8 protein-coding genes are annotated in these 12,410 nt (G+C 59.7%); 2 read left to right on the top strand and 6 right to left on the bottom strand.

Features of this window, described 5'->3' with window-relative positions; genetic code table 11:
* Nucleotides 1–19 precede the first annotated feature (19 nt).
* From FBZ97_RS09805 to FBZ97_RS09785, 5 genes are all read right to left on the bottom strand, one after another.
* Complete coding sequence (locus tag FBZ97_RS09805) at nucleotides 20–1,690, bottom strand: ABC transporter ATP-binding protein (RefSeq protein WP_145318873.1); 1,671 nt, start codon at nucleotides 1,688–1,690, stop codon at nucleotides 20–22.
* 13 nt (nucleotides 1,691–1,703) lie between these two features.
* A complete protein-coding gene (locus FBZ97_RS09800; RefSeq protein WP_145318869.1) occupies nucleotides 1,704–2,831 on the bottom strand; it encodes an ABC transporter permease in 1,128 nt (375 codons plus the stop codon).
* Nucleotides 2,831–3,841, bottom strand: a complete 1,011-nt coding sequence (locus tag FBZ97_RS09795) for an ABC transporter permease (RefSeq protein WP_145318866.1) — start codon at nucleotides 3,839–3,841, stop codon at nucleotides 2,831–2,833. Before FBZ97_RS09795 ends, FBZ97_RS09800 begins: the two co-directional genes overlap by 1 nt.
* Nucleotides 3,842–3,994: 153 nt before the next feature.
* Nucleotides 3,995–6,082, bottom strand: a complete 2,088-nt coding sequence (locus FBZ97_RS09790; protein ID WP_113329615.1) for an ABC transporter substrate-binding protein — start codon at nucleotides 6,080–6,082, stop codon at nucleotides 3,995–3,997.
* A 135-nt stretch (nucleotides 6,083–6,217) separates the two neighbouring features.
* Complete coding sequence (locus tag FBZ97_RS09785; protein WP_145318863.1) at nucleotides 6,218–7,684, bottom strand: alpha-glucosidase/alpha-galactosidase; 1,467 nt, start codon at nucleotides 7,682–7,684, stop codon at nucleotides 6,218–6,220.
* A 210-nt stretch (nucleotides 7,685–7,894) separates the two neighbouring features.
* Between FBZ97_RS09785 and FBZ97_RS09780 the strand changes: the two genes are divergently transcribed.
* The gene (locus FBZ97_RS09780) at nucleotides 7,895–8,797 is read left to right on the top strand and encodes an AraC family transcriptional regulator (RefSeq protein ID WP_113350615.1); all 903 of its coding nucleotides are present in this window, start codon (nucleotides 7,895–7,897) and stop codon (nucleotides 8,795–8,797) included.
* 197 nt (nucleotides 8,798–8,994) lie between these two features.
* Nucleotides 8,995–11,238, top strand: coding sequence for a glycoside hydrolase family 2 TIM barrel-domain containing protein (locus FBZ97_RS09775; protein ID WP_145318861.1), 2,244 nt, complete (start codon nucleotides 8,995–8,997; stop codon nucleotides 11,236–11,238).
* A gap of 54 nt (nucleotides 11,239–11,292) precedes the next feature.
* Here FBZ97_RS09775 and FBZ97_RS09770 read toward each other — a convergent pair whose 3' ends face one another.
* Nucleotides 11,293–12,171, bottom strand: coding sequence for a GntR family transcriptional regulator (locus FBZ97_RS09770; RefSeq protein ID WP_145318859.1), 879 nt, complete (start codon nucleotides 12,169–12,171; stop codon nucleotides 11,293–11,295).
* Nucleotides 12,172–12,410: the final 239 nt, after the last annotated feature.

The following is a 12,410-nucleotide window of genomic DNA, read 5'->3' as shown; positions in this document are numbered from 1 at the left end:
GTCAAAATCTCCTGGGATGCTACGAAGCTACTTCGAACGCCGCTCTGACAAGGCGTTCTGTGTAAGCGGTCTTGGGATGGGACAGAACCTCTTCGACCGGCCCTTGCTCCATGATCTTGCCATGCTGCATGACGATGACGCGATGGCAAAGGGCGCGGACGACCTTGAGGTCGTGGGAAATGAAAAGGTAGCTCAGGCCTTTTTCATCCTGCAGCTTGCGCAGGAGGTCGATGATCTGGGCTTGAACGGAAAGATCGAGTGCGGAGGTCGGCTCGTCGAGCAGAATGAATTCCGGCTCGAGCGCGATGGCGCGGGCAATGGCGATACGCTGGCGCTGGCCGCCGGAAAATTCATGCGGGAAGCGCGAGAGAATGTTGGCCGGCATGCCGGCACTGACCAGTGCCTCCTTGACGCGCTCCAGGCGCTCCGCCTTGTTGGAACCGAGATTGTTGACAATCAGCCCCTCGCAAATGATCTGGCCGATGGTCATGCGCGGATTGAGCGACGAAAAAGGATCCTGAAAGACGATCTGCATGCGCGAGCGCAACGGCCGCATCTCGGCGCGAGAGCGGCCATGGATCGGCTGCCCGTCGAAGAAAATCTCGCCGCCATCGGCATCGATCAGCCGCAGCAGCGCCTGACCGAAGGTGGTCTTGCCTGAGCCGGATTCGCCGACAAGGCCGAGCGTCTCGTGGCGGCGTAGCTCGATATTGAGGTTGTCGACGGCGACGAGTTCGCGCATGTCGGGTTTGAAGAAGCTGCCGTGCCGCAGCATGAACGCCACCTTGACGGACTTGCCTTCGAGAATCGTGTCGCAGTTCGGCGGCAGCGGCTTTGCCTGTCCGCGTGGCTCCGAGGTCAGTAGGTGCTGCGTATAGGGATGCTGCGGGCGCGCAAAGAGCGCCTCCGTCGTATTGTGCTCGCGCATCTCGCCATGCTGCATCACATAGACGTAGTCGGAGAACTGGCGCACGACCGTCAGGTCGTGAGTGATCAGGATCACGGCCATGCCGAGCTGCTTTTGCAGGTTGCGGATGAGGTTCAGGATCTGCGCCTGCACCGTGACGTCGAGCGCTGTCGTCGGTTCGTCGGCAATCAGTACGTCCGGGTCGTTGGCGAGCGCCATGGCGATCATCACGCGCTGGCGCTGGCCACCGGAGAGCTGGTGCGGATATTGTTTCAGCCGCGCTTCCGGATCGGGAATCTGAACCTGCTTCAGGAGATCGAGCGCGCGCTTCTCCGCGTCGCGGCGGCTGACCTTGCGATGGACCCGTATCGCTTCGACGATCTGGCTGCCGATAGTGTAGATCGGATTGAGCGAGCTCATCGGCTCCTGGAAGATCATCGAGATGCGGTCGCCACGCAATTGCCGACGCGCCCGCTCCGAGAATTTCAGCACGTTCTTGCCGTCGTAATGAACGGCGGACTTGTCGGAGACGACGGCGCGTTTGGTCAGCAGGCCCATCACCGTGCGGGCGGTCACCGATTTTCCCGAGCCGGATTCGCCGACGATGGCGATGGTTTCGCCGCGATAAAGCTGGAAGGTGATGTCTTTGACGGCATCGACCATGCCGTCCTCGACCTTGAACTTGACGGCAATATTGCGAGCGTCGATGACAGGTGCGGCTGTCTTGTTCGCAGCATCGAGCCGCCTGTCGGGAGCGAAGGAATTGACGAGTGCAAGAGCCATATCCGTTCTCCTCTCAATAGGGATCGATCGCGTCGCGCAGGCCGTCGCCAAGGGCGTTGAAGGCGAAGACGGTGACGAGAACGAAGGCGACAGGCGTCAGGATCCAGGGATAGGAGCCGATGACCGAATAGGTCGACGTATCCTGCAGCATCAGACCCCAGGAGATCAGCGGCGGTTTGACGGCAAAGCCGAGGAAGCCGAGGAAGGATTCCAGCAGCACGACGCTCGGGATCGCGAGCGTGACCGTCACGATGACGTGGCTCATGACGTTCGGGAAAATATGCTGCAGGATGATGCGCCGGTCGGTCGCGCCGACGGCCATGGCCGCCCGGACATAATCGATCCGCGCCAGAGCCAGTGTCTTGCCGCGCACCTCGCGCGACATCTGCGCCCAGCCGAGCGCCGACATGACGACGATGACGAAGGCGAGGAAGACGTTGGTCGGAGCCGTCACAGGGATCAGCGAGGTCAGTGCCAGGTAGAGCGGCAGTTGCGGGAAAGCCAGTACCACTTCGACGAAACGCTGGATCCAGGCATCGAGCGTGCCGCCGAAATAGCCAGATATCATGCCGACCGCAGTGCCGACGACGGTGACGATGGCGACCACCGTCAAGGCGATCATCAAGGAGATGCGCGAACCGTAAATGGCGCGCGACAGCACATCCCGGCCGAATTTGTCCGTGCCGAGGAAATGAACGGGGCCGCCGTCGGTGGCGCCGAAGAGATGCCGGTCACCGGGGATCAGGCCAAAGAGATGATAGGGGTCACCCTTGACGAAGAGACCAAGCAGGCGAGGGTGATCGTAATCCGGTCCGACGATCGGTTGGAACGTGACCGGATCGAGATCACTCGTTTCGGCAAGCGCGTAGACCCGAGGCTGGAGGACGAAATTGCCGTCCTTGTCGTGAAAGCTGATGACCTGCGGCGGCGCGAAGCCGGTGTCGGTCGCCTTGGGGTCGAGCGGTGCGATGAATTCGGCGAAGATCGCCATCAGCAGCAGCAGGACGACGAGAGTAAGGCCGCCCATGCCGGTCCAGGAGCGCTTCAAGCGACGCCAGACCAGGGCGAGGTAGCTCTCATTGCCGCTCTTCTGCTTGATTTTCTCTTCGGGCGGCGACGGGGAGTTGCTGAAGGCGAGCATCAGTGGATTCCTCCCTGTTGACGCACACGTGGATCGAGCAGGGCAAGCAACACGTCGGCGATGATATTGCCGACGATGAGGGTTGCCGAAAGCACCATCATGAAGGTTGCGGTCACGTAGACGTCGCCGACGGCCATCGAGCCGACGATCGCCGGCCCGACGGTCGGCAGCGTGAAGATGATCGCGGTCTCGATTTCGCCGGTCAGCATATAGGGCAGAACCACGCCCTGATACATGATCAGAGGATGCAGCGCATTCGGCACGGCATGGCGCATGACGACGGCGCCGCCGGAAAGGCCCTTAGCTCGCGCCGTTTCCACATATTGGGCGTTCAACGTGTCGAGCAGATTACCGCGCATGATGCGCATATTGTAGGCGAGGCCGCCGAAGGTGGCGATCGCGACGACCGGCCAGACATGTTTGACGAGATCGACGAACTTGCCCCAGGTCCAGGGCGCGCCGCCGTATTGCGGCGAGAAGAAGCTGCCGATCTCCGACACATTCAGCTGGAAGACGAGGATATAGACGATGATCAGCGCCATCAGAAAGCGCGGCACCGTCATGCCGAGGAAGGAGATGCCGGCAAGCAGATTGTCAATCCAGCTATATTGCCGCGTTGCGGCCCAGATGCCGAAACCGATGCCGAGAATGGAAGCCAGGATGTGGCACACGAGCGCCAAGGCCAGTGTTCGCGGCAGGCGCTCGCCGACGACATCGGCCACCGGCTTGTTGTAGACCATGCTGTAGCCGAAATCGCCCTTGGTGACGATGCCACCGATCCAGTTGAAATACTGGACGATCATCGGCTTGTCCAAGCCATGTTCCTTGCGATAGGCCTGCGCCTGGGCGTCGGCCTGTTCGAAGGACGCGCCGCCCTGGTTCATCAGTTGCGAGCGGATATAATCGGCATAATCGCCCGGCGGCGCCTGGATGATGGCAAACGTCACCACGCTCAGAATCAGGAGCACGGGAATGGCGGAGGCTATGCGAACGAGCAGGAATCGTAACATGGGACGGTTCGCTTCTCTTGATGCTGTCGACTGTCCCATTCTCCAGGAACGACATCGCCAGCGCTTCATTTAACCCGGCGATAGCTGATCGCTGGATGTTTCAGGTCCCATGGCAGCCTGCATCATACAGGCTGCCAGGGGTTGGTTGGAACCTTATTTGATCGGGCCGGCGCTGCCTGGGGCACCCGGCAGTTCCTCTGGGAACAGCTCGTATTTGCCCTGTTTGTCTGCCGCCACCCAGAGCCGCTCGCGGATGATCGAATCTTCTGCCCAGTTGAACAGGAAGATCGGCGTGCCCGGAGGAACGTTGGAGAAGCGCTTGTTGATGATGAGAGCGCCTGGATATTCGGTCAGGCCGATATTGTAGAGATGCCCGGTCGAGATCTTCTGGAACTGCTTCATCAAGGCCACGCGCTCGTCGTTATCTTTCGACGTGATGAACTTGTTGACGACATCGACCATGTCTTTTTCGAAGGGCATCAGGTCCAGCTGACCGCTTTCCGGGGCGCGGTGGTTCCAGCTGGTGCGGGGGCCGACCGGTGCAAGCTGTTCGGTATTCTGCACGACCGAGGCAAGCTCGGTGCTGTTGCGGCGGACCATCCAGTCGAAACGGCCGCTATAATTGGCATCGTCGCGCTTCGGACCAACGAGCGAGTTTATGATCACTCGAAGCCCGAGTTTTTCCATCTGGCTGACGACGCCCTCGGCAAGGCTCTTGTCGGTCGTGTAGTCGCTGCTGACCAGAAGCGTGATCTCGACATCCTTGCCGCCGTTGACGCCGGCCGGGAAGTTGACGATGCCGTCGCCGTCCGTGTCCTTCAGGCCGGCTTTTGCAAGCTCGGCCTTTGCCGCCGCGAGATCGAACGGGTAATAAACCGTGGAATTGCGATCATAGAAGCTGCTGCCGGAGGATAGGCCGCCCGGATAGATCGCGGTGAACGGTCCCTTGACCAGCGACTCGCCGAGCGCCTTGCGATCGAGCGCCATGGTGACGGCCTTGCGGAAATCCTCGTTGCGGTTCAACTCGCGCACCGCTTGTGCACGCTCGTCCGGACTGCCCCAGCCATTGGCAGAGAAATTCATCTGCAAATTATAGCCGATGAGGCGGGGACCGAAGGCGAGACGGGCAGGAGCATCGGGCTGTGCGGCGCGCTTCAGAGAGGCGACGAAGTTTTCCGGCTGCTCGAGGTTCGACAGGTCGCCGGAGCCGGCAACTGCCTGTACGTCGCGGTCTGCCCAGGTCGAGAGCTTGTAATGCAGCTCGTTGAGGTAAGGCAGTTGGTTGCCCTTTTCGTCGACCTTCCAGTAATAGGGATTGCGGCGCATGACGATGATATCGTCGGAACGGTATTCGACCGGCACCCAGGCACCCATGACCGGCATGTTCATATATTCCGGCGGGAAGGCGTTCTTGAACTGGTCGTAGGTGTTCTTGGAATATTTCGGGTGCTGCGGCTTCAAAAGATGCGACGGGCCTGGGCAGAAATTGGGATAGGCCATCGTGTAGAGATATTGTTTCGGGAAGGCGTCCTTGAAGGTCCATTCGATTGTGTAATCGTCGATCTTCTTGAGAGTTGTTCCTTCGCCGAAAGCTTCCGGAGATGCACCGCCGCCAAGCGGCGAGACGTTCGGATCGATGACCTCGTCATCCCAGTAGAACATGATGTCATCGGCGTTGAAGGGCGCGCCGTCGGACCATTTTGCACCTTCGATCAGGTGCATGGTGAGCTTATGGCCGTCCGGCGACCATTCCCAGCTCTTGGCGAGGTTCGGCAGCGGTTCGGTGTCCTTGGCTTCCACCTGGAAGAGGGGAGCCGTGCGCGTCAGGCACTCCGAAAGGCCGATGTCGATGCCGCCCCAGCCCTGCGTTTGGCCGGCGCCGTAGTTCCAGCCTTCCGGCCGGCCGCCGATGACATGGCGCAGCGTGTCGCCATAGACACCGATGCCGTCGGGCATGTTGCCGGTTTTGAACACGAGCGGCTCTTTCGGCAGGCGATCCTTGACGGGCGGCAGTTTGCCGGTCTTGACGAACTTCTCCGTCACCCAGGCAGGCTCGTGATATTCCGGCAGCGCCTTGAACTCCAGAATGGAGTTGCGCTCGACATATTTGATTTTTCCTTCCGCCGGAAAGACCGGTGGAACGGGCGGCACAGTCGGGTCAGCCGCATGGGCGCTGATCGCGATTGCGGATGTGGCAATCGTCAACGCAGCCAAAAGGCCGATCGGTCGAAAATGTCTCATCTTTTCTCTCTCCCTAAATCGCGAGCGTTCCGTTCGAGACCTCGCGTTCCTCCTTTGAAACGAAAGATGGCTGGTTGAAGCGGGACATCCCCTTAAGATCCCGCTTCAACCTCCACCTTCCGGCCTGCCTGCTCGTCAGCCAGCCTGTTTCAAGGCTGCTTTCTCTGCGCGCAACTCCTCGATCGAGCGAACGTTGCGGCTCGCCGCGCCCTTCCAGTCGCGTGTCTTGACCTCGCCGCGCGACAGGCGCTCCTTTGCGCCATCAACCGCATGGGCATATTGCGGCAGCCAACGCGCTTCCGCGACGACCATTTCATCGACCATCTGCCACACCTCTTCCGGCGTGGCGACGGCGCCCACCAGCGGGTCGTGCAATACGGCGAGTTTCAATAGATCGATGTCGCCGCTAATGGCGGCATGGACCGACATGCGCTGCACGTTGATCGAGGAGATGCAGGTGGCGGCGCATGCCTCTGGCAATGTGATACCCGCCACCATGTTGATGCCGAAGCGGTCGACGAAGCCTGGGGATTCAATGATCGCGTCGCTTGGCAAATTGGTGATGACGCCATTGTTCTTGACGTTGAAATGGCCGCGATAGACGCGGTTGGTTTCCAACGCTTCGAGAATATGGCTGGCGTGCTCGTTGGAGCGGCGTGCGGGATCGATCGGCTGCGACGCGCTGTCGAGGATCTGCTGGAATTCCGTCTCGAACCAGTTGCGCGTCTCGGTGGAGTGGCGAAGATAGCCGCCGGTCTCGCCATGGATCCAGTCCGACATGTCGATCCATTTGTTGATCTCGTCGGGGCGCTTGCGGTACCAGGGCAGGTATTCCGACAGGTGACCGTTGCTCTCGGTCGAATAGACGCCGAAACGCTTGAGGACATCGATGCGCAGCTTTTCCTGCTGCGAATAGACCGGATGCGCCTCGAAGGCGGCGATCAGCTCGTCCCTGCCGATCTTGCGGCCGTTGAGGCGCAGGTCGACGAACCAGGTCTGGTGGTTGATACCGGAGCAGATATAGTCGAGTTCGCGCTTGTCCTTGGCGCCGAGCACTTCGGCAATCTGTTCGGCGCCGTGCTGGACGCCGTGGCAGAGGCCGATCGTATCGACCTTGCCGTATTCGATGGCCGCCCAGGTGTTCATCGCCATCGGGTTGGCATAGTTCAGGAATTTGGCGCCGCTCTCGGCGACCTCGCGGATATCCTTGCAGAAATCGAGAATGACCGGAATGTTGCGCTGGCCGTAGAGAATGCCGCCGGCGCAGATCGTATCGCCGACGCATTGGTCGATGCCGTATTTCAGCGGAATGCGGATATCTTCGGCGTAAGCCTCCAAACCACCGACCCGCACGCAGCTGATGACATAGCGTGCGCCTTCCAGCGCCTTGCGGCGATCCGTGCTGGCGGTGACGCGTGTCGGCAGCTTGTTGGCTTCAACGATCCGGTCGAGGATCGCCTTGATCATCGTCAGATTGTGCTCACTCACGTCGGTCAGCGCGAATTCGACGTCGCGGAATTCCGGCACGCAGAGAATGTCGGTGAACAGCTTTTTCGTGAAGCCGACGCTGCCGGCGCCGATGATAGCGATTTTGAAACTCATGATCCTCACCTTCAAGTCAATCAAACAAGCAGCGGCAGGGAAATCGACGGCATTTTCGTCCAGTGTCGCATCGATTGCGGAACGGGCCGAAATCGAGATTTTTCCTCCGATCGCCGTTCCTCGCCGGCGAGCATGCGCTGTTTTCTGGCGGGATTATGCCTATAATCGCCGAAGCGAACAGAGAACTATTATGCTTTTGAGGGTAATTTTGTGCTGCAAGAATTGATTGACAACGGACAGGTCATGCGGACGGTTTCGCTGCCGCGCGGACGCCACCGATTGCACGCCATGCCGACCAGTGCGGGATATGAAGTGCGCTATGACGAACCCTATGATTGGGATGGACGACGGCGCGGTCTGACACCCTTCACCGTGCTGCAGCACACGATCAGTGGCACCGGGCGCCTGCGCTATGAAAGTCGCAATTATCGTGTCAATGCCGGCGACACGCTCCTCGTTCTCGTGCCGCATAATCACCGCTACTGGCTCGAGAAGGGGGAGCGCTGGGAGTATTTCTGGATTTCCATGAACGGCGAGGAAGCATTGCGCATCCATCGCCTGATTCTCGCCGCAGCCGGTCCTGTGTTGAAGCTACAGCAGGCGACCATCGATCATCTTGCCGATTGCAGTCTTCGGCTCGTCAAGGGCGCCACGACGCCGGCTTCGGCTTCGGCCATCGCCTATGAGGCGGCCATGGCGCTCTATGACGACGTCTTCGGCTCGCATGCCTTTGCCGCCGACCGATCCGTCATGCAGATCGTCATCGACTACATCAATGCCAATCTCGACAAGCCGCTGCCGGTCGAAGAGCTTGCGAAGGTGGGCGGCCTCAGTCGCGCGCATTTTTCGCGCGTTTTTGCCGAGAGCGAAGGCGTGCCACCCGCGGAATTCGTTCTACAGCAGCGCATGCAGCGCGCGGCGAAGCTGCTGACGAAGGCTGCCTTCATTCCGGTCAAGGAAGTCGCGATCATGTCGGGCTTCGACGATGCCAATTATTTCTCCAAGGTGTTTCGCCGCATCTACGGCATCAATCCGACGGAGTTCCGCACGACGGGCATGTATGCCGCGGTGCGCAGTCCAGTCGAGGAGACGAAGAATGCACGGAGCCGATAGAACCGTAATAGGTCGACGTTCTTGCTATCGCTTGCCTGTCTTGAAAATGGAAATCCGCCAACCCGTCGCATTGCGCAACGACGGCGAGCCTGTATAGATATCGCCCCGCGGCGTCCCGCCTGCCTCGCCGCGCGTCTGACTTCCCAGCAACATCTGTTCGTCATCCGATGCGACGGGCTTAATCGATAGGATTGAATATGCGTTCTGTTGTCGCCTTCAATGAATCCTGGACGTTTCATGAAGGGTTTTCGCCCGGAGATGCCGGCCGCCCGCAGGATGGACAGCAGGTCACTCTGCCGCATACGGCCGTCGAACTGCCCTTCAATTATTTCGACGAGAAATCCTATCAGCGCGCCTTCACCTATCAGAAAATCGTCAATTGGGATGAGAGCTTCGCAGGCCGTGAGGTATCGCTGATCTTCGATGCGGCCATGGCCGATGCCGTCGTCTATCTGAACGGCGAGGAAATCGTTGCCCACAAGGATGGCTACACGCCGTTCGAGGCGCGGCTGACTGGTCGCCTGCATAAGGGTGAGAACCTGATCACGGTCAAGATCGATGGCAGCGAGAATCCCGAGATCCCGCCTTTCGGTGGTCGGATCGACTATCTCACCTATGCCGGACTCTATCGCGATGTCTGGCTGAAGGTCGCTGCGCCCGTCTCGGTCGCCAACATCAAGATCGAGACGACAGATGTCCTTTCCGACCACAAATCCGCGACGGTGCGCTGCGACATCTCCAATCCGCAAAATCTCGCTTTCAAGGGTACGGTGACTGTTACTCTGCGCTCTGCCGACGGAGCAGCCATCGCTTTGGGTGAGGCTGACACATCAGGTGAAAGCGTCAAGCTCAGCTTTAGCGGCCTTTCCGGTCTTGCGCTTTGGGAGCTCGACAATCCCGTCCTCTATTCGGCGGAAGTGGAGCTTGCGAGCGAGCACGGACCGGACCGTCTTGCCGCGACTTTTGGCTTCCGTACCGCGAGCTTCACAGCGGAAGGCTTCCTGCTGAATGGCAAAAAGCTGAAGCTGCGCGGTCTCAATCGCCATCAGGCCTTCCCCTATGTCGGCTATGCGATGGGCCGTTCCGCCCAAGAGCGTGATGCCGAAATCATGAAGCGTACGCTGAAATGCAACATCGTACGCACTTCGCACTATCCGCAATCGAAGTGGTTCCTCGACCATTGCGACCACATCGGTCTTCTTGTCTTCGAGGAGATCCCCGGTTGGCAGCATATCGGCGATAAGGAATGGCAGCAGGAATCGATCCGCAACGTGCGTCGGATGATCGAACGCGACTGGAACCATCCCTCGATCGTCATCTGGGGCGTGCGCATCAACGAATCCCAGGATTCTCACGATTTCTACGCCGAGACGAACCGCCTGGCACGCGAGCTCGATCCGACGCGCCAGACGGGCGGGGTGCGCTACATCACCGAGAGCGAAATGCTCGAGGACGTCTATACGATGAACGATTTCATCCTCGGCAACGAGGAACTGCCGGGTGCCAACCGGCCGCGCACGCCGCTGAGGCCGCAGCAGGAAAATACCGGTCTCTCCAAGGATGTGCCCTATCTGATTACCGAATTCGGCGGCCATATGTATCCGACGAAAATCTACGATCAGGAGCAGCGCCAGGCCGAGCATGTGCGCCGGCATCTGGAAGTCCTGAATGCCGCCTATGGTGATCCGTCGATATCAGGCGCCATCGGCTGGTGCATGTTCGACTACAACACCCATAGCGATTTCGGCTCGGGTGACCGCATCTGCTACCACGGCGTCATGGACATGTTCCGCGAGCCGAAATTCGCCGCTTATGTCTATGCCAGCCAGTGCGAGCCCGCCGAAGAGATCGTCATGAAGCCGGTAACGATCTGGGCGCGGGGCGAGCGCAACATCGGCGGCGCGCTGCCGCTGATCGTGCTGACGAATTGCGACGAGGTCGAACTGCGCTATGGGTCGCTGACCAAGCGTCTCGGCCCGGACCGGGAAACTTTCCCGCATTTGCCGCACCCGCCTGTCGTTTTCGATCATCGATCCTTCACACCGGACGAACTCGGCGTATGGGGGATGGAGTGGGAGGACGTGCATTTCACCGGTTACATCAATGGCAAGCCGGTGGCGCAGCAGCATATGGTCGCCAATCCGCTGCCGACCTCGCTGCAGGTGGAAGCCGATGCCGATACCCTGCGCGCGGGTGAGCGTGACACGGTGCGTGTCATCGTGCGTGCCCTCGATCAGGCCGGCTCGCGTCTGGCTTTTCTCAATGAAGCCATCGCGGTCAAGATCGATGGCCCGGGCAAGGTTCTCGGACCGCAAACGGCGGCATTCCAGGGTGGAACCACGGGCTTCTGGTTGCAGGCGACGGGCAAGTCTGGGACGATCAACCTCGAAGTCTCGTCCCCGCGCTTTGCCAGCCAAAGCTTGAGTTTTACTGCAAGGTGAGCAAGCAGCCGGCTCTTGCCGTTAGGCGACCGAGCCGGCAATTTCGCCCGCACCCTAGGGGATCGACTGTAACAGCGTCTGCCGCGCCGAGGCGAGATGCCGGCGGCACGCGGCGTCGATCCTTCGCTGGTCGCGTGATTGCAGGGCCTCGATATAGTCGAGGTGTTCGGTCACGGCGCGGGCATTGCGCTCGCGGGCGAACGTCTTGTTCCACTGGTAGTGATAGTGAAAGATGATGGCGATGACGTCGTAGAAATCGGCGATGAAGCGGTTCCTTGAGGCGCGATGGATGAGAAGGTGAAACTTTTCATCGAGACGCGAGAAATCGCGGTAATGCGCGTCGAAATCCTCGAGCAGGGCATGATGCTCCTGCTCGATCGCTTTGAGATCCTCCCAGGCGCGGTGATTGGCGGGCAGGCGGCCGAATTCGGCGGCGGAATGCAGCTCGAACATTTCGCGCACGTCGGCGAGCTCAAGCGCAAATTCGCTGGTGAAGCCCTTGAGGATCCAATGGCTGTTTGGTCGCTTTTCGATCAGGCCGAAGCGGCTGAAACGAATAAGAAATTCACGCACGACCGAGGTACCGGTGCCGATCTCGCGCGCCAGTTCCAGCTCGTTGATCTGCATGCCGGGCTGTGCTTCATCGGACATGATGCGCATCATGAAACTGCGTTCGATGATGTCATGGAGTGAATCGGTCTCTTCCTTCGGGAAGAAATCGTCCTCCGTCGGCCGGCGCAGAACCGTCTTCTGCCGCTTGTTCCAGAGAATGATGCCGGCGTCATTTAGACGCATTAGGATCGCGCGCGCCGTGCTGCGGCTGACGCCGAGTTCGGCAGCGATTTCCGGCTCGCTTGGCAGCTCGGTATCGGGCTTCAGGCGCGCCGCATAGCGATTATACGCCTCCTTGAAGAGCGTGTTTTGCCTTGCCATTTCCCCCTCGCGTATCGTCGCCGCTCTTTACCGGCGGCGCTGTCTGAACCATGATCGAATGGCAGTCAATTGCAGGAGTGTCGACGGAACGCACTGGCCACCTTCCTCCAAGGCGTCAGGCGATTTGCTCGTTGACACCAAAATGTTTATTGTAGATAAAAAACAAAATCAATTGGTGGATGGACTATCGGGAGCTGACCGCCATCAATGACGAAGGAGGAATGGGAGCGGCCCGCTTG

Source organism: Rhizobium sp. ERR 942 (assembly GCF_007828395.1).
GTDB lineage: Bacteria > Pseudomonadota > Alphaproteobacteria > Rhizobiales > Rhizobiaceae > Rhizobium > Rhizobium dioscoreae.
Note: the sequence above shows the minus strand (reverse complement) of the source record. Positions and strands in the feature narration are given on the sequence as shown.

What these genes read in the sequence shown, in the direction of transcription:
- FBZ97_RS09795 (WP_145318866.1), bottom strand. Translation starts at nt 3,841, where the DNA reads ATGTTACGATTCCTGCTCGTTCGCATAGCCTCCGCCATTCCCGTGCTC.
- FBZ97_RS09785 (WP_145318863.1), bottom strand. Translation starts at nt 7,684, where the DNA reads ATGAGTTTCAAAATCGCTATCATCGGCGCCGGCAGCGTCGGCTTCACG.
- FBZ97_RS09805 (WP_145318873.1), bottom strand. Translation starts at nt 1,690, where the DNA reads ATGGCTCTTGCACTCGTCAATTCCTTCGCTCCCGACAGGCGGCTCGAT.
- FBZ97_RS09800 (WP_145318869.1), bottom strand. Translation starts at nt 2,831, where the DNA reads ATGCTCGCCTTCAGCAACTCCCCGTCGCCGCCCGAAGAGAAAATCAAG.
- FBZ97_RS09790 (WP_113329615.1), bottom strand. Translation starts at nt 6,082, where the DNA reads ATGAGACATTTTCGACCGATCGGCCTTTTGGCTGCGTTGACGATTGCC.
- FBZ97_RS09770 (WP_145318859.1), bottom strand. Translation starts at nt 12,171, where the DNA reads ATGGCAAGGCAAAACACGCTCTTCAAGGAGGCGTATAATCGCTATGCG.
- FBZ97_RS09775 (WP_145318861.1), top strand. Translation starts at nt 8,995, where the DNA reads ATGCGTTCTGTTGTCGCCTTCAATGAATCCTGGACGTTTCATGAAGGG.